At 66.0% G+C, this 15,964-nt stretch carries 16 protein-coding genes; 7 read left to right on the top strand and 9 right to left on the bottom strand.

Annotated features, from left to right (window positions below; all coding sequences use genetic code 11):
* Positions 1-17: 17 nt before the first annotated feature.
* On the bottom strand, positions 18-1,430 hold the full coding sequence (locus NJH59_RS16355; RefSeq protein ID WP_253087023.1) for a DOPA decarboxylase: 1,413 nt from the start codon (positions 1,428-1,430) through the stop codon (positions 18-20).
* A gap of 85 nt (positions 1,431-1,515) precedes the next feature.
* On the bottom strand, positions 1,516-2,460 hold the full coding sequence (locus tag NJH59_RS16350; RefSeq protein WP_043861114.1) for a LysR family transcriptional regulator: 945 nt from the start codon (positions 2,458-2,460) through the stop codon (positions 1,516-1,518).
* A 144-nt stretch (positions 2,461-2,604) separates the two neighbouring features.
* Between NJH59_RS16350 and NJH59_RS16345 the strand changes: the two genes are divergently transcribed.
* Positions 2,605-3,468, top strand: a complete 864-nt coding sequence (locus NJH59_RS16345) for a LysR family transcriptional regulator (RefSeq protein ID WP_054916507.1) — start codon at positions 2,605-2,607, stop codon at positions 3,466-3,468.
* Here the strand turns inward: NJH59_RS16345 and NJH59_RS16340 are convergent.
* A complete protein-coding gene (locus NJH59_RS16340; protein ID WP_229590253.1) occupies positions 3,409-4,605 on the bottom strand; it encodes an HPP family protein in 1,197 nt (398 codons plus the stop codon). The two genes, NJH59_RS16345 and NJH59_RS16340, sit on opposite strands and share 60 nt — an antisense overlap.
* Before the next feature lie 267 nt (positions 4,606-4,872).
* Positions 4,873-5,160, bottom strand: coding sequence for a hypothetical protein (locus tag NJH59_RS16335; protein WP_043861117.1), 288 nt, complete (start codon positions 5,158-5,160; stop codon positions 4,873-4,875).
* 268 nt (positions 5,161-5,428) lie between these two features.
* Between NJH59_RS16335 and NJH59_RS16330 the strand changes: the two genes are divergently transcribed.
* The 4 genes from NJH59_RS16330 to ppk2 all read left to right on the top strand — a co-directional run bounded on the left by NJH59_RS16330 (position 5,429) and on the right by ppk2 (position 10,234).
* Complete coding sequence (locus NJH59_RS16330) at positions 5,429-6,352, top strand: hypothetical protein (RefSeq protein WP_078481092.1); 924 nt, start codon at positions 5,429-5,431, stop codon at positions 6,350-6,352.
* Between the two features lie 283 nt (positions 6,353-6,635).
* Entirely contained in the window at positions 6,636-7,616 is a 981-nt protein-coding gene (locus NJH59_RS16325) for an aliphatic sulfonate ABC transporter substrate-binding protein (protein ID WP_253087022.1), read from the top strand.
* 17 nt (positions 7,617-7,633) lie between these two features.
* The gene (locus NJH59_RS16320; protein ID WP_054916510.1) at positions 7,634-8,995 is read left to right on the top strand and encodes an LLM class flavin-dependent oxidoreductase; all 1,362 of its coding nucleotides are present in this window, start codon (positions 7,634-7,636) and stop codon (positions 8,993-8,995) included.
* A gap of 204 nt (positions 8,996-9,199) precedes the next feature.
* Positions 9,200-10,234 (top strand): polyphosphate kinase 2, encoded by a 1,035-nt coding sequence (ppk2, locus tag NJH59_RS16315; protein ID WP_043861121.1) that lies wholly within the window; start codon positions 9,200-9,202, stop codon positions 10,232-10,234.
* Positions 10,235-10,275: 41 nt separating this feature from the next.
* Here the strand turns inward: ppk2 and NJH59_RS16310 are convergent, their stop codons facing one another.
* The 3 genes from NJH59_RS16310 to NJH59_RS16300 all read right to left on the bottom strand — a co-directional run bounded on the left by NJH59_RS16310 (position 10,276) and on the right by NJH59_RS16300 (position 12,424).
* Positions 10,276-10,461: a DUF1289 domain-containing protein gene (locus NJH59_RS16310; protein ID WP_043861122.1), complete on the bottom strand. Its 186-nt coding sequence runs from the start codon at positions 10,459-10,461 to the stop codon at positions 10,276-10,278.
* Between the two features lie 9 nt (positions 10,462-10,470).
* Positions 10,471-11,217, bottom strand: coding sequence for an SDR family oxidoreductase (locus tag NJH59_RS16305; RefSeq protein WP_043861123.1), 747 nt, complete (start codon positions 11,215-11,217; stop codon positions 10,471-10,473).
* A gap of 70 nt (positions 11,218-11,287) precedes the next feature.
* A complete protein-coding gene (locus NJH59_RS16300; RefSeq protein ID WP_043861124.1) occupies positions 11,288-12,424 on the bottom strand; it encodes a sterol desaturase family protein in 1,137 nt (378 codons plus the stop codon).
* 268 nt (positions 12,425-12,692) lie between these two features.
* Between NJH59_RS16300 and NJH59_RS16295 the strand changes: the two genes are divergently transcribed.
* Together NJH59_RS16295 and NJH59_RS16290 are read left to right on the top strand one after the other, a co-directional pair.
* Positions 12,693-13,124, top strand: a complete 432-nt coding sequence (locus NJH59_RS16295) for a DUF411 domain-containing protein (RefSeq protein WP_043861125.1) — start codon at positions 12,693-12,695, stop codon at positions 13,122-13,124.
* Positions 13,125-13,134: 10 nt separating this feature from the next.
* Positions 13,135-13,569 (top strand): YqaA family protein, encoded by a 435-nt coding sequence (locus NJH59_RS16290; protein ID WP_043861126.1) that lies wholly within the window; start codon positions 13,135-13,137, stop codon positions 13,567-13,569.
* Between the two features lie 6 nt (positions 13,570-13,575).
* On the opposite strand, the gene zapE is transcribed toward NJH59_RS16290, so the two are convergent.
* Complete coding sequence (gene zapE, locus NJH59_RS16285; protein WP_253087021.1) at positions 13,576-14,685, bottom strand: cell division protein ZapE; 1,110 nt, start codon at positions 14,683-14,685, stop codon at positions 13,576-13,578.
* A 104-nt stretch (positions 14,686-14,789) separates the two neighbouring features.
* Positions 14,790-15,938, bottom strand: coding sequence for a PQQ-dependent sugar dehydrogenase (locus NJH59_RS16280; protein WP_253087020.1), 1,149 nt, complete (start codon positions 15,936-15,938; stop codon positions 14,790-14,792).
* Positions 15,939-15,964: the final 26 nt, after the last annotated feature.

Raw genomic sequence — 15,964 nt, 5'->3', positions numbered from 1 at the left:
CGAAGGGGCCGCAGGGATCAGCCCTTGACCACCTGCTGCAACCCCTCCCAGAGCCTTGCCACATGCTCGCGCTCGGTGGGCAACGCGCCCACCGACACCCGCACCATCCACTGCCCGTTCAACGTCGCCGGGGTCACATACGCCGCGCCCGACGCATTGAGCCGGTCGGCCCAGGCGCGGGTGTGGCGGTCCAGTGCCTCGCCTTCCAGCCCGCCAGGCTGGTGACGAATGCACAGGGTCTGCAACTGCACCGGCGCCAGCACCTCCCAGCCCGGCGCCGCACCTACCTGCTGTTCAAGCCAGCGAGCATTGCCCAGGTCGCGGCGCAGGCGTTGCTGCAAGCCTTCCACGCCTTCGCTGCGCAACATGAACCACAGCTTCAACGCACGAAACCTGCGCCCCAGCGGGATGCCCCAGTCGCGCAGGTTCTTCACTTCGCCATCGACCGCCGACTGCAGGTAGCTGGGGTTGGTGCTCATCACACGGATCAGGTGCTGCGGGTCACGCACGAAATACAGCGAGCAGTCGAACGCCACCCCCAGCCATTTGTGCGCATTGACCACGATGGAGTCGGCCTGCTCGATGCCGGTCCACATCCAGCGGCATTCGGGCAGGATCATCGCCGAACCGGCCATGGCCGAGTCCACATGCAGCCACAGGCCATGGGCGCGGGCGATGCGGCCGATCGGTTCGAGCGGGTCGAGGGCGGTGGTGGCCGTGGTGCCGGTGGTGGCGACCACCGCGCATGGTTGCAGCCCTGCGGCAAGGTCCTGCTCGATGGCCGCTGCCAGCGCTTCAGGGCGCATGGCGAAGGCTTCGTCGACTTCGATGTAGCGGATGTTGTGCTTGCCGAAGCCGGCCAGCAGCGCGGCCTTGTCTACCGAGCTGTGGGCCTGGGCGCTGGTGTAGATCATCAGCGGCCGGGCCTGCGCTTGCAGGCCACCCTTGACCAGCGCGTAGTCGCTGGCGCGCTCGCGGGCGCAGATCAGCGCCACCAGCGTGCTGCTGGAGGCGGTGTCCTGGATCACCCCACTCCAGGCACCGGACAGGCCGATCATCTGGCGCAGCCAGTCGACCGTGGTTTCCTCCAGCTCGCTCAGCGCCGGGCTCGACTGCCACGACAGGCCGAGCACGCCCAGGCCGGTGCTGAGAAAGTCGCCCAGCACCGAAGACAGTGTGCCGTTGGAGGGGAAGTAGCCGAAGAAGTCCGGGTGCTGCCAGTGCGACAGGCCGGGCATCACCAGCTGGTCCACGTCGGCGAGGATCTGCTCGAAGGGCTCGCCCTGCTGCGGCGCGGCCTGGGGCAAGGCATTCTTCAGGTAGCCCGGCTCGACCTGGGCCATGACCGGCCGGCTGGCGACATTGGCACGGTAATCGGCGATGCGGTCGATCAGTTGGTGACCTTGCTGGCGAAATTCTTCTGGGCTCACGCGCTGGCTCCTTTGGGGGTGATTGCAGTGCCAGCGAGTCTAGGCGCTGGCTGGCCGCTGAAACACGCCGCGCCGCGCATAGCTGCTATGGCGAATCCACATAGCTGCCGGTGACGCCGAACTGCGACTGCTGCCACAGCTCGAACACCTGCGCACGAAACCAGCGGTGCTCGGCCGAAGCCTGCAGGCGCTGGTGCCACACCACCCAGTAGCGCTGGGTGTGTTCGACGAACGCCAGCGGGCACCACACCACCGGGTGCAGGCGGCTGAGCTGGCGGGCGATGTGTTCGGGCACGGTGACCAGTGTCTGGCTGGCGCACACTACCTGCACCGCCGCCGAGAAGAACGGCACCTGCAGGGTTATGCGCCGGGCAAGGCCCTGGCCTCGCAGGTGGCGGTCGATGAAGCTGTCCTTGTCGCCGCCGCCACAGATGCGCACGTGCCCCCAGGCCAGGTAGTCGTCCTGGCTCAGCTCGGCGTGCCGGGCCAGCGGGTGTTCGCGGTGCATCAGGCACACCGCGCGATCCTCGCCGAGCATGCGCCCGTGCAGGTTGGCCGGGGCGCTGTCGAACAGCGTGGTGGCCAGGTCGATTTCACCGCTGGCCAGGCGTTCGAACTGGTCCGGCGACCAGCTGCGGTAGTCGATCGACACCCCCGGCGCCTGCTCGGCCAGGCGGCTGACCAGCAACGGCAGCATGTGTTCGGCGATGTAGTCGGAGGCGGCCAGACAGAAGCGCCGCTCGCAGCGCTGCGGGCTGAAGGCCTCGGGTTGGCGCAGGGCGTCGAGCTCGCCCAGTACCTGGCGCAGAGGCAGTACCAGCGCCTGGGCCCGTTCGCTGAGTACATAGCCGCGGCCCTGGCGAACCAGCAGCGGGTCGTCGAAGGCTTCGCGCATGTGCGCCAGCTGGCGGCTGAGCACCGACTGGCTGCTGCCCAGGCGCTCGGCGGCATGGCTGAGGTTCTTGAGCTGCAACAGCGTGTCGAGGGTACGCAGGTGCGCAAGGCTCAACGAGGCGAAGGTGGGGTTCAAGGCGCGCTCCGGCGGTGTAGTCGCCCTAGGCTAAGGGGTTTTGTACCTGATGCAAAATCCGTTGCGTGGCCTTCGCCGGCAAGGCCGGCTCCTACAAGGGCACTGAAAGCTCTAGACTGTGCGCTGGTAGAACACGAGGCCCCCATGGATATCGACCTGGCGCGTACCTTCATCGAAATCGTGCGCAGCGGCAGCCTGGTGGCCGCCGCAGAGCACCTGCACGTGACCCAGACCGCGATCAGCGCACGGGTGCAGAAGCTCGAGCAGTTGCTCGGCTGCCAATTGTTCGTGCGCAGCCGCAACGGCGCCAGCCTGACCGCCGACGGCAAGGGCTTCGTGGCCTACGCCAACCAGCTGGTGCACACCTGGGAGGCGGCGCGGCGCGACCTGCCGTTGCCCGCCGGCGGCTACCAGGTGCTGCACATCGGCGGCGAGGTCAGCCTGTGCAACCCGCTGCTGCTGGACTGGGTTCGCGTACTGCATCAGGAGGTGCCCAGCCATGCCATCCGCAGCGAGGTGGGCGACAGCGACACGCTGCTGCGCAAACTGGACATGGGCCTGCTGGATGCCGCGCTGGTGTACCAGCCGGGGTACGGCCCGGGGGTGCAGGTGGAGCAATTGCTGGAAGAGAAGCTGGTGTGCGTGCGCCGTGCCGGCCAGCCCGAGCCGTATATCTACATCGACTGGGGCGAGGCGTTCCGCCGCCAGCATGACGCGGCGCTGCCCGAGCACGCGCGCCCTGCCTTGAGCTTCAACCTCGGCCCGATGGCCTTGCAGTACATCCTCGAACACGGCGGCAGCGGCTACTTTCGCGCCCGCGTGGTGCAGAGCTACCTGGACTGCGGCGTGCTCGAACGGGTATTGCAGGCGCCGGAGTTCACCTACCCGACCTACCTGGTGTACGCCCGCGAGCGCGACTCGGCAGCGCTACAACAGGCGTTTGGCCTGTTACGCGGCGTGGTCGCGGGGGACAGTGACTGGTCCCAGCGCTGGGACCCGCTGATCTAGACCGGCCTGCTCGCGCTGCAGCAGTTGCTGGTGCAGCGCGCCGATCAGGTCGGTCTGGGTGACCACCCCCACCAGTTGCCCGGCTTCGAGCACCGGCAGGCAATGCAGGCCCTGGTCGCACAGCAGCGGGATCAGGGCCACCGCCGGTTCGTCGCTGTTCACGCTGCGTACCGGTTTGGTCATGACCTGTTCCAGGCGCACCGGGCGACGCCGGCCGAACAGCGCGCGCCAGCTGAAACGGCGTGCGGCCATTGCCGAATCGAGCAGGTCGCCGACGCTGACGATACCCACCAGCTGGCGCGCCTCGTCGAGCACGGGGAGGATCTTCAGGCGATGCTCGCCCAGCATCTTGAAGGCTTGCTCAAGCGTGGTGTCCGGGCTGGCGGACTGCACGTCGCGCGACATCACCCGGGCAGCCGTCATGCCGCCCAGGCTGCGCTGCAAGGCATGGCGCTCGGTGGCCAGGATGATGCGCTCCAGATCATCACGGGTCACGTCGACGAACTCGCCCAGTTCATTCAATGCGCGGTCCAGGTCGCCGGCACTCACCCCTACCCGCTCGCTCACGGGCGCATCCTGGGTACGGTGCAGGTCGGGCCGCGGGGCGACGATCTTGGGGTAGCGCACGCCGGTCAGGCGGTTGTACACCACTGCCACCAGCAGCAGGCACAGGGCATTGAGCAGCACCGGCTCGACCACCTGGGCACCCAGGCTCGCCAGCGACGGGTCGGCCATCGCCAGGCTGACCGCCAGTGCCGCGCCCGGCGGGTGCAGGCAGCGCAGCAGGCACATCAGCAGCACCACCAGCACCAGCGCCATGCACACCACCACCAGGCTCGCGCCCAACCAGTGGTGCAGCACCAGGCCCACCAGCATCGCGCAGCTGTAGCTGCCCAGCAGCGGCCAGGGCTGCGACAGTGCGCCCGAGGACACCCCGAACAGCAGCACCGCCGACGCAGCCAGCGGGGCCATCAGGTGCAGGGTGACGGCGTTGCCGAACAGCACGCTGCACAGCCCGCCGGCCACCAGCAGGCCGAGCACGGCGCCAAGGCCGGCCCGCAGCCACTCTTTGGGCGGGATATGCAACGCGGCGGGTATGAAGCGATCGAGCCAGTTGTTCAGACGGCGGGTGGGCATGCGACGACCTGGTACCTGTTGAAATAAAAGAAGCCCGCCCAAGACGAGGGGGCTTTGTATCGCGAGGGGGCAATACGCAAAGGGCTCCGTCCCTGGAGATGGAAATCCGGGGGTTCGGATGCGCGCAGTCTGAACAAAAGCGGGGATGGGCTCCAACGCAAAAAAATGCAGCTTGAGTGCAATTATTTTGCTGGATGAGCCGGCGGGAGGGTTATGGCAGGATCGCAAGGCTGCGCTCCTGCCGCTGACCGGGCCTGAACGGCCGAATCAGCCAAGCAGTGCCGGGTCGATGCCGTCGCAGTCGAAGGCGATGTAGCCACCCACTTCATCGGCCCTGCCATCGGTGATCTCGCCGTGATAGGACAGGCCGTTGCTCAGGGTGACGCAGATGTGGGTGGGGTCCTGCGGGGCGTCCAGCTTGCCGTTGAACTCGACCGTGAAGCGGGTTTCGCCATCGACCTTCAACCCGATCAACACATTGGCATTGTCCACGGCCTCGGTCTCCTTGCCTGCGTATTCGGCGCTGACGGTCACGGTGGCGGTGTCTTGATACATGCTAGAGCTCCAACGGCAGGAATGCGTGACGCCCACTGGCGCCAACCGGCGGCTAGGGTAAGCCACCAGGCGGGGTGTGGGGAATCCCCGTCGGGCGCAAGGTTGCAATTTGCATGAGGCAAAACGGGCACTCATGCAGGCTGCATGGCCTTAGGACGGTTCGGTTTTACAACTGATTGATTTTGAAAGGATAAATATTTCGTAGCATTTGGCACAGCAACTGCTCTACAGGAGGGGGAAGACCCATTTCATGACTGGAGCACCAACAATGATTACAAGTGCCGATACCTACGCCGTCCCCGCGGGGGACACCTCCAGCCACTCAGGGGTGTCCTGGGCGGCCATCTTCGCCGGTGCCACCGGTGCCGCCGCACTGTCGCTGATCCTTATCGTGCTGGGCTTCGGCCTGGGGTTCTCGGCTGTCTCGCCGTGGCCGGGTGATGGCGCCACGGCCAAGCAACTGGGTATTTCGAGCATCGTGTGGCTGGCGCTGACGCAGATCATTGCCTCGGGCCTGGGCGGCTACATCGCCGGGCGGCTGCGGGTCAAATGGGCCAACCTGCATAGCGATGAAGTGTATTTCCGCGATACCGCCCACGGTTTCCTGGCCTGGGCCTTTGCCACGCTGGTAACTGCGGTGCTGGTGGTGGGTTCGGTGAGCTCGGTGGTGAGCGGCGGCGTCCAGGCCGGCGCGATGGCGGCCTCTGGCGTGGCTGCGGCCGGTGCCGGCGCGGCTGCCAACAGCAGTAAGGCGAGCAATGACGATTCGGCCTACTTCATCGACATGCTGTTCCGTGACGAACGCCCGGTGGCGGTCACCGATGACGCGGCCCACGGCATTGCCGCGCGCATCTTCGTGCGTGGCCTGGCCGACGGCCAGCTGAACGCCGAAGACCGTGCCTACCTGGCCAACGTGATTGCCCAGCGCACCCAGATCAGCCAGGCAGAAGCCGAACAGCGCATCGACACCGTGTTCGCCGAAGCCCGCCAGGCCATCGAAGAGGCCAAGCAACTGGCCGACGCCGCACGCAAGGCCGCTGCCGCCTCTGCGCTGTGGATGTTCGTGGCACTGCTGTGCGGCGCGTTCTTCGCCAGCCTGTTCGCCATCTGGGGTGGCCGTCGCCGTGATGCCGCCGTGTTCCTGACGGCCGACCCGGTGCGCGTCGACCCCACCACTGCCCGTACCCTCTGACAGGAGATTCACCATGCGCTCGATACTGCTGTTCTTCCTCGGTGTGCCTATCCCGATCATCATTCTGATCGCCTTGTTCATGCATTGATGCACACACAAAGCCCCCGACCCGTCGGGGGCTTTTTTGTGGGCGACTGGCACGGCCGATAAATTCAAAAAGGATATAAAAATAACTATTTGCTCTAACTAAAAGTAATAAAAAAATTGCACTCCGCGGGCGTCAGCCTTTACTTTCAGGCCCTACCAGAAAACACCTGACGAACCCGCCTGCGGAGCCCTCACCATGTCCAACAAACCTCCTTCGACCCTGCGCCGCGTGCTGCTTGGCGGTGCCTTTGCCGCGCTCGCCAGCCTGGTACTGCCTGGCCCGGCCGCCTACGCCGAGCCAACCAAGAACCTGCGTATCGGCTACCAGAAGTTCAACAGCGTCAACATTCTCAAGGGCTCCGGCGCCCTGGAAAAAGCCCTGGCGCCGCAAGGCATCAAGGTCAGCTGGTACGAGTTCGCCGCCGGCCCGCAGTTGCTCGAGGCCCTGAGCACCGGCGCCATCGACCTGGGGCACGCCGCCGATGCGCCCTCGGTGTTCGCCCAGGCGTCGGGCAAGTCGGTGGTGTACCTGGCCGCCGAACAGCCCTACCCGCGCGGCATCGGCATTGTGGTGCGCGAGCAGGACAAGGTCGCCGATATCGCCGCCCTCAAGGGCCAGCGCGTGGCCACCGGTCGCGGCTGGAATGCCCAGTATCTGCTGGCCGTGGCCCTGCAGGACACCGGCCTGAGCTACAAGGACATCGACCCGGCCTACGTCAACAACGCCGCCGATGCCGTGGCCGCCCTGCAATCGGGCAGCGTCAAGGCCGTGACCCTGTGGGACCCCTTCCTCGCCGCAGCGGAAAAACAACCCGGCCTCAAGACCCTGCGCGACGGCACCGGGCTGACCAACAACCGCACCTTCTACCTGTCTTCGCCAGCCTTTGCCGACGAGAACCGTGGTGTGCTCAAGACCTTCTTCACCGAGCTGGGCAAGGTCAGCAACCGGGCCAACGCAAAACCCAAGGAAGTGGCGGCCCTGCTGGCTCCGCAACTGGGTATCGGCGCCGACGTGCTGGAAGTGGCCAGCGAGCGTCGCAACTACAACGCGGTGGCCATCACCCCCGAGATCACGGCCGAACAGCAGAAGCTGGCGGACACCTTCCAGGGCCTGGGCCTGATTCCCAAGCCGCTCAAGGTCGCCGACGCCGTGTACCCCGTCTCCGTACTGCCTTGACCGCGAGCGATTCGAGCATGTCCAAGCCCATCCGTTTCAACGCCTTCAGCATGAACGCCGCCACGCACCAGTCGCCGGGGCTGTGGCGCCACCCACGCAACACCAGCAGCGATTTCAATCGCCTGAGCTACTGGACCGGGCTGGCCAGGCTGCTGGAACGCGGACGTTTCGACGCGCTGTTCATCGCGGATGTGCTGGGCGTGTACGACGTGTACCAGGGCAGCCACGACGCAGCCCTGCGCGGCGGCGTGCAGGTACCGGTGAACGATCCGTTGCTGATCGTGCCGGCCATGGCCGGGGTCACCGAGCACCTGGGCTTCGGCATCACCTTCAGCCTCACCTATGAGCACCCGTACCCGTTCGCCCGGCGCATGTCGACCCTCGATCACCTGAGCGACGGGCGGGTGGGCTGGAACATCGTCACCGGCTACCTGGACAGCGCCGCGCGCAACCTGGGGCTGGCCCGGCAGCTGGCCCACGACGAGCGTTACGAGCTGGCCGAGGAGTACCTGCAGGTGCTCTACAAGCTGTGGGAGAAGAGCTGGGACGACGATGCGGTGGTCCGCGACCAGGCCCGCGGGGTGTTCGTGGAGCCTGCGCGGGTGCACCCGATCGGGCATGCCGGTGCGCACTTCCAGGTGCCTGGCGTGCACCTGAGCGAACCATCGCCACAACGCACCCCGGTGCTGTTCCAGGCCGGCGCCTCGGCACGCGGGCAGCGCTTTGCCGCTACCCATGCCGAATGCGTGTTCATCAGCGGCCCGACCCAGACGGTACTGCGCAGCTATGTGGACGGCATTCGCCAGGCCACGCGCGAGGCCGGGCGCCAGGAAGGCGAGGTGCTGATATACGCGCAGGCGCTGCTGATCGTGGGTGACACGCGCGAAGCGGCCCAGGCCAGGCTGGACGAGTACCGCCAGTACGTGGATATCGAGGCGGCGCTGGCCTTGCTGTCGGGCTGGACCGGGATCGATTTTTCCAACCTGGAGCCGGATGCGCTGATCGAGTACATCGAGAACGATGCCGGGCGCACGGCGCTGGCCGCCTTTACCAGGTCGGACCCGAACCGGCGCTGGACCGTGCGCGAGGCGGCGGAGTTCGTCAGCCTGGGCGGGCGTGGCCCGGTGCTGCTGGGGTCGCCGGTGGAGATTGCCGACCAGCTGGAGCAGTGGCTGGATGCCACCGGCATCGACGGCTTCAACCTCACCTACGCGGTGGTGCCGGATGACCTGCAGGCGGTGGTCGACACGGTGGTGCCGGAACTGCAGCGGCGCGGGCGCTATCGCACCGAGTATGAGGCGGGCACCTTGCGCCACAAGCTGTTCGGGCGTGGGGATCGGTTGCCGGCCGAGCATGCGGGGCGGTTGGTGCAGATCTGAGACCGTGCCGTCTGCAATCGCGGGTCAAGCCCGCTCCCACAGGTTCGACGGTTTCTGTGGAGCGGGCTTGACCCGCGATTGCAGCACCACCGTTACCGCGTGATATATGGCCACTTGCCTCCACGCTATTGACCAGGATCAACAGATCGCAAAATCACACTCCTACACTAGATAGAGGAAATCAGAACGCAAAACAGGCCCACCATGAGCGAAGAATCCACCGTACACCCCCTGCCCCTGCCATCCGCCTCGTCCAACGACAGCAGTTCGCCGGCCACGCCCAAAGCGGCCGTCACTCGTTCGCGCCGCCCACGCGCCCCGCGCAAGCCTGCTCAGGTGATCCCTGCCGAAATCGAAATCAGTGCCATCAGCCACGAGCCTGCCGCGCTGCAGGTGGCCAGTGCGCCGCGTCGCGGCTCCAACGAAGACAGCGTGTCTGCCGCCCTGCCCGCCAACTACCCCTACCGCAACCGCATGCGCCGCGCCGAGTACGAAAAGGCCAAGCATGAGTTGCAGATAGAGCTGCTGAAGGTACAGAACTGGGTAAAAGCCACCGGCCAGCGCATCGTGGTGCTGTTCGAAGGCCGCGATGCCGCCGGCAAGGGCGGCACCATCAAGCGCTTCATGGAGCACCTGAACCCGCGTGGCGCGCGTATCGTGGCCCTGGAAAAACCTTCCGACCAGGAGAAGGGCCAGTGGTACTTCCAGCGCTATATCCAGCACCTGCCCACCGCCGGTGAAATGGTCTTCTTCGACCGCTCCTGGTACAACCGCGCCGGCGTCGAGCGGGTGATGGACTTCTGCACGCCGATGCAGTACCTGGAGTTCATGCGTCAGACCCCGGAGCTGGAACGCATGCTGTGCAACAGCGGCATCCTGCTGTTCAAGTTCTGGTTCTCGGTGAACCGCGAAGAGCAACTGCGCCGGTTCATCTCGCGCCGTGACGACCCGCTCAAGCACTGGAAGCTCTCGCCCATCGACATCAAGTCGCTGGACAAGTGGGACGAGTACACCGCCGCCAAGGAAGCGATGTACTTCCACACCGATACCGCCGATGCGCCGTGGACCGTGATCAAGTCGGACGACAAGAAGCGGGCGCGCCTGAACTGCATCCGCCACTTCCTGCACACGCTGGACTACCCCGACAAGGACCCGAAAGTCGCCCACCAGCCCGACCCGTTGCTGGTCGGCCGCGCCTCGCGCGGGCTGGAGGAAGAGGACCTGGTCAACACCCACTGACCACCGCTGGGGGCGCGTCAGGATGGCGCGCTACCTGCGGCCTAGCGCTTGTTTTTCTTCTTCAGGGCCTTCAGGCGCTTGGCCGCCCGCTCCACCGTGGCCATCTTCTCGGGCCGCTTCATGCGCTTCCACTGCTTGATCTCGTCCTTGCTGCGCCCGCAGCTCACGCACAGCTCGCCGCTGAGCTTGCACGCCGAGATGCACGGGTTGTCGATATCCTTGGCCATGCTGCGCGCTCAGCGCCCACCGCCCAGGTCGATGAAGCTGCCGGTGGTGTAGGAGGCCTTGTCCGACAGTAGCCACAGGATCGCTTCGGCCACTTCGGCCGCCTGCCCGCCACGGCCCATGGGGATGCCCGGTTCCAGCTTGCGAACCCGCTCGGCATCGCCGCTGAGGGCATGGAAGTCGGTGAAGATGTAGCCCGGCCGTACGCCATTGACACGCACGCCCTCGCCCGCCACTTCCTTGGCCAGGCCCAGGGTGAAGGTGTCCAGCGCGCCCTTGGAGGCGGCGTAGTCGACATACTCGTTGGGCGAACCCAACCGCGCGGCCACCGATGACACGTTGACGATGGCACCGCCCGGCCCGCCATGGCGGGTCGACATGCGTTGCAGCGCATGCCTGGCGCACAGCATCGGCCCCACCACGTTGGTTTTCATCAGCTTGAGCAGGCGAAACTCGGACATCTCTTCCACCCGGCTCTGGTGGCCGATGGTGCCGGCGTTGTTGACCAGCGCCGTGACCCGGCCCAGTTCCTTGTCGACACGCTGGAACAGCTGGATGATTTCATCCTCGACGCTGACATCGGCGCGCACCGTGATCGCCTCGGCACCCAGCGCGCGCACCTGCTCCAGCACGCGATGGGCCGAGGCGTCATCGGCAAGGTAGTTGATGCAGATGCGGTAGCCGGCCCGCGCAGCGGCCAGCGCAGTGGCCGCGCCAATGCCGCGACCGGCGCCGGTAATGATGATCACGTTGTCCATGGATACTCCTGGCCCCAATGCCGTTCACCCGGCAAGGCTAACGCAGCATGGGGCAGCGGGCAAAGGGCTATCAGGCCTTGGGCTCGGGCTTTTGCAGCGGGTACAGGTGCTGGCGCACGATGCCTTCGGGCAGGTCCTTGCCGAACACGCCGTAGCGGGTCGGCCATTCCTTGCGCGGCAGCTTGAAGGTGCCGAACAGCATGTCGACCAGGGGCAGGTGGATCGCGTAGTTCTTGTAGATGTAGTCCTTGTGCCGGGCATGGTGCCAGTGGTGGTAGCGCGGCATCACCAGCACGTAGTTCAGCCACCCGCCGTCGATTCGCACGTTGGCATGCGCCAGCACCGCCTGCACGCCCACCAGGATCACGTAGGCATTCATCGCCTGCGGCGAGAAGCCCAGCAGGATCAGCGGTACCAGCACGCCGGTGCGGGTCAGCAGGATTTCGGCGAAATGGATGCGCGAGCCGGCCAGCCAGTCCATCGCGGTGCTGGAATGGTGCACCGCATGGAAGCGCCACATCCACGGCACCACGTGGTACAGGCGGTGCAGCCAGTACTGCCCCAGGTCGGCGACGAACACCGCCAGCACGAACTGCACCACGATCGGCAGGCTCTGCACCTTGGCCTGCAGCGTTTCGGACACCACCCAGCCGGCCAGCCAGGTGGACGAGGCGGTGACGAAGATCAGGATGAACTGCACCAGCATGTGGCTGACGAAGAAGTAGCTCAGGTCGGTGCGCCACTGCGGGCGCAGGATGTTCTGCTGTGGGTCCTTGGCGTAGAGCTTTTCCAGCGGGATGAAGATGATCGCCGAAACCAGCAGCGCCAGCACGAACCAGTCAAGGCCAAGGGAATACGGGGTTTGACCGATGGTTTCGGTCTGAATGTTGGTGCCGCCCAGAAACACGGCCAGGCCCGCCGCGCTGATGCCGGTGAAGCCCAGGCGCTTGCGCCGGTTGAGCAGGATGTTGAGGGTGCCCAGGCTGAAAGCCAGCACCAGCCCGGCCAGCAGCAGGGTGCGGGCGAACTGCTCGCTGTAGACTTTGCGGAACTCGCCGAAGGTCAGCCACTGCGGGAACAGAAAGCACAGCACCGCCAGCAGGCTGAGCAAGCCGAGCATGGCCGACAGGTAGCCGCTGATACGCCCTTCACCGAACCGGAACGGCTCGTGCCCGTGACGCTTGAAGTAGGCCTTGAGTGCCTGCATGGGTCATGTTTCCTTGATTGACTGTGGTACTCCATCACCGATGGTCGCCCTGACCAGGCACGACGCCATCGTTTGGGGTTAGAGGAGCGAGTGCTCCCACAGGTCACGCAGGCAGTGTCCTACCTTACAAATCTGTAATGCAGCGCTCAGTCTGGCGACAGCTTCACCCGGCTATGCTCCAGCCATGAGCCCGGTTACCCTGTTGCACTGACCGACCACCGTTCATTCGAGACGCGGGTTGCCCTGACGGCGGCCCCGGAGATCCACGATGCTGAAAAAGAATTTCGTTGCCTTCGGCCTGCTGGCCATGAGTGCGCTGGCCCAGGCCGGCCAGACCATCGATGTGTACCGCGACCCCAACTGCGGTTGCTGCAAGGAATGGATCAGCCACCTGCGCGACAACGGCTTTAGCGTGAATGACCATGTGGAGCCGAACATGAGTGCAGTCAAGCAGCGCCTGGGCGTGGCGCCGCGCCTGGCGTCGTGCCACACCGGGGTGATCGACGGCAAGTTCGTCGAGGGCCATGTGCCGGCCGAGCAGATCCAGCTGCTGGCCAAGCGTCCCGACCTGCGCGGCCTGGCCGTGCCGGGCATGCCGATGGGCTCGCCAGGCATGGAGATGGGCGATCACAAGGATGCCTACCAGGTCATCGGCCTGACCCGCGACGGCACCGACGAAGTGGTCGCCAACTACCCGTGAGCACGGCGCCATGCTGAGCGGCTGGGGGCTGTTCCTCAGCGCCTTTGGCGCCGCCACCCTGCTGCCGTTGCAGTCCGAGGCGGTATTGGTCGGGCTGCTGCTGCACGAACCTGATGCCTGGTTGCTGCTGCTGGCGATTGCCACCGCCGGCAATGTACTGGGCTCGGTGGTCAACTGGCTGCTGGGCCGGGGTATCGAGCACTTGCGCGACAAGCGCTGGTTTCCGTTCAGCCAGGCCCAGCTGGACAGGGCCCAGCAGCGCTACCAGCGCTATGGCCAGTGGTCGCTGCTGTTGAGCTGGATGCCGGTGATCGGCGACCCGCTGACGCTGATCGCCGGGATCATGCGCGAGCCATTCTGGCGTTTCATGCTGCTGGTGACCGTGGCCAAGGCCGGGCGTTACCTGGTGCTGGTGCTGCTGACCCTGGGCTGGGTGCACAGCTGAGCGGCTTCAGCAGAAGCGTTGCAGTTGCATCTCGCGCAGCCGGCTGAGGGTGCGGCGGAACGGGAACTCCAGGTAGCCTTCGGTATACAGCGCCTCGAGTGCCACCTCGGCCTCCACGTACAGCGCCACGCGGCGGTCATAGCATTCATCGACCAGCGCGATGAAGCGCCGCACGCTGTCGTCGTGAATCGACAGCTGCGGCAGTTCGCGATCCCCCGCCACTACCCGCTCGGCGCCGTCCTCGGTGCCGCGGGCGATTCTGCCCGGTCGTTGCCGGGCGCCGAGTGCAGGCACCTCGCCCAGCAGAATGACCTTGAAGCGATCACACAGGGCCATGAAGTCCATGGCGGCCAGGGGCTGCTCGCACAGTTCGTTGTAAGTGCACCACACCGCCGAGGTGCTGCGTCGCACCACCTTGACCGTGCGGTAGCCCAGGCTCAGGTCCTCGCGGCTGACCGGTTCACCCGCGCTCGACTGCTCGAACACCTGGGCCAGCGCGCTGGGCTGGCCCGGCTGGCGCACCCAGTAGCGTTGCAGTTCGGCACCGGGATGCAGGCGATGGTCCTGGCCGCCGTCCACCGCCACCACGTGCATGTGCCGCTCGATGGCGGCAATCGCCGGCACGAAGCGTTCGCGATTGAAACCGTCGGCGTAGAGCTGCGCCGGCGGCTGGTTGGAGGTGGCGATGATGACCACGCCGCTGTCGAACAGCACCTGGAACAGGCGACCGAGAATGATGGCGTCACCGATGTCGTTGACGAACAGTTCGTCGAAACACAGCACGCGGATCTCTTCGGCCAGGCCGTGGGCAAGGGCCTGCAAGGGGTCGGCGGTGCCGTTGAGCTGAAACAGGCGCTGATGCACCCAGCGCATGAAGTGGTGAAAGTGCTGGCGGCGGGCGGGCACCTGCAGGCAGCGGTGGAACTGGTCCATGAGCCAGGTCTTGCCGCGCCCGACCGGGCCCCACAGGTACACCCCACGCGCCACCTCGCCGCGCTCAAGAGCCTCGAAACAGGCTTGAAGGCAGTCGACGGCATGCTGCTGCGCAGCGTCGGGGACGAAGCCATTGAGTTCGATGGATTGCCGGTACAACGACAGCGGGGTGAGGCTGGACATGCCGGGGGCCTGTGCGGAAAAAGGCCAAGGGTAGCATCAGTGAGGTTTGCGGGGCGTGCTTCGCCTGCAGCAGCCGGCCTTGCCGGCAAAGGACGCGCCGCCGCTTACTGCGTCAGGCCCACCTTCAGCAGCGCACCGTCACTCTCGTCGGTCAGCACATAGAGAAAGCCGTCCGGCCCCACCCGCACATCGCGAATACGCGCATTCAACTGCCCTAGCAGGCGCTCTTCATGCACCACCTTCTCGCCATCCAGTTGCAGGCGGATCAGCTCCTGGGCGGCCAGCGCGCCGATGAACAGGTTGTGGTCCCAGGCCTTGAAACGCGGGTTGTCGTAGAACGCCATGCCGCTGATGGCCGGGGACTTCTCCCACACGTGCAGCGGGTCCACCGCGCCCTCGACGCGCTTGCCCTTGGCCTCGGGTATCGGCAGCAGCGAGTAGTTGATGCCGTGCGTCGCCAGGGGCCAGCCGTAGTTCTTGCCCGGCTTGGGAATGTTGATCTCGTCGCCGCCGCGAGGCCCGTGCTCGTTGGTCCACAGTTCGCCTGTCCACGGGTTCAATGCCGCGCCCTGCTGGTTGCGATGGCCATACGACCAGATCTCGGGGCGCACGTTGCTCTGGCCGACAAAGGGGTTGTCCTTGGGCACCTGGCCGTCGGGCAGGATGCGCACCACCTTGCCCTGCAGCTTGTCCAGGTCCTGGGCGGTGGGCCGCTGGTTGTTCTCGCCCAGGGCGATGAACAGGTAGCCGTCGCGGTCGAACACCAGCCGCGAACCGAAGTGGTTGCCGCTGGACAGCTTGGGCTGCTGGCGGAAGATCACGTTGAAGTCGTCCAGGCGCAGGTTGTCGCTCGACAGGCGGCCGCGCCCCACGGTAGTACCGGCCGTGTCGCCATCACCCCCGCCTTCGGCATACGAGAGGTAAACCATGCGGTCCTGCTCGAACTGCGGCGACAGCGCCACGTCGAGCAACCCGCCCTGCCCCTTGGCCCACACCTGCGGCACGCCGCTCAACGGCGAACCGACCTTGCCGTCGGCACTGATGATGCGCAGGTTGCCCTGGCGCTCGGTCACCAGCATGCCCTGCCCGTCGGGCAGGAACGCCAGCGCCCAGGGGTTCTTCAGCCCCTCGGCCAGGGTACTGACAGTGAGCTGGCCTTCTTCGCTGGGGAAGGTGCGCTCAGGGGCGGCGGTGGCGGTCAGCGGCAACAGCGCCGCAGCGCAGAGGGAGAGTAGCCAGGTACGTGAAGACATGCAGGGTTCCTTGCAGTGGGCCAAGC

Origin of the sequence: Pseudomonas sp. VE 267-6A (assembly GCF_024126555.1) — a bacterium.
Lineage (GTDB): Bacteria > Pseudomonadota > Gammaproteobacteria > Pseudomonadales > Pseudomonadaceae > Aquipseudomonas > Aquipseudomonas palmensis.
This window is presented reverse-complemented; position numbering and strand designations above follow the sequence as displayed.

What these genes read in the sequence shown, in the direction of transcription:
- ppk2 (WP_043861121.1), top strand. Translation starts at nt 9,200, where the DNA reads ATGAGCGAAGAATCCACCGTACACCCCCTGCCCCTGCCATCCGCCTCG.
- zapE (WP_253087021.1), bottom strand. Translation starts at nt 14,685, where the DNA reads ATGTCCAGCCTCACCCCGCTGTCGTTGTACCGGCAATCCATCGAACTC.
- NJH59_RS16310 (WP_043861122.1), bottom strand. Translation starts at nt 10,461, where the DNA reads ATGGCCAAGGATATCGACAACCCGTGCATCTCGGCGTGCAAGCTCAGC.
- NJH59_RS16330 (WP_078481092.1), top strand. Translation starts at nt 5,429, where the DNA reads ATGATTACAAGTGCCGATACCTACGCCGTCCCCGCGGGGGACACCTCC.
- NJH59_RS16280 (WP_253087020.1), bottom strand. Translation starts at nt 15,938, where the DNA reads ATGTCTTCACGTACCTGGCTACTCTCCCTCTGCGCTGCGGCGCTGTTG.
- NJH59_RS16305 (WP_043861123.1), bottom strand. Translation starts at nt 11,217, where the DNA reads ATGGACAACGTGATCATCATTACCGGCGCCGGTCGCGGCATTGGCGCG.
- NJH59_RS16325 (WP_253087022.1), top strand. Translation starts at nt 6,636, where the DNA reads ATGTCCAACAAACCTCCTTCGACCCTGCGCCGCGTGCTGCTTGGCGGT.
- NJH59_RS16290 (WP_043861126.1), top strand. Translation starts at nt 13,135, where the DNA reads ATGCTGAGCGGCTGGGGGCTGTTCCTCAGCGCCTTTGGCGCCGCCACC.
- NJH59_RS16335 (WP_043861117.1), bottom strand. Translation starts at nt 5,160, where the DNA reads ATGTATCAAGACACCGCCACCGTGACCGTCAGCGCCGAATACGCAGGC.
- NJH59_RS16345 (WP_054916507.1), top strand. Translation starts at nt 2,605, where the DNA reads ATGGATATCGACCTGGCGCGTACCTTCATCGAAATCGTGCGCAGCGGC.
- NJH59_RS16340 (WP_229590253.1), bottom strand. Translation starts at nt 4,605, where the DNA reads ATGCCCACCCGCCGTCTGAACAACTGGCTCGATCGCTTCATACCCGCC.
- NJH59_RS16300 (WP_043861124.1), bottom strand. Translation starts at nt 12,424, where the DNA reads ATGCAGGCACTCAAGGCCTACTTCAAGCGTCACGGGCACGAGCCGTTC.
- NJH59_RS16295 (WP_043861125.1), top strand. Translation starts at nt 12,693, where the DNA reads ATGCTGAAAAAGAATTTCGTTGCCTTCGGCCTGCTGGCCATGAGTGCG.
- NJH59_RS16320 (WP_054916510.1), top strand. Translation starts at nt 7,634, where the DNA reads ATGTCCAAGCCCATCCGTTTCAACGCCTTCAGCATGAACGCCGCCACG.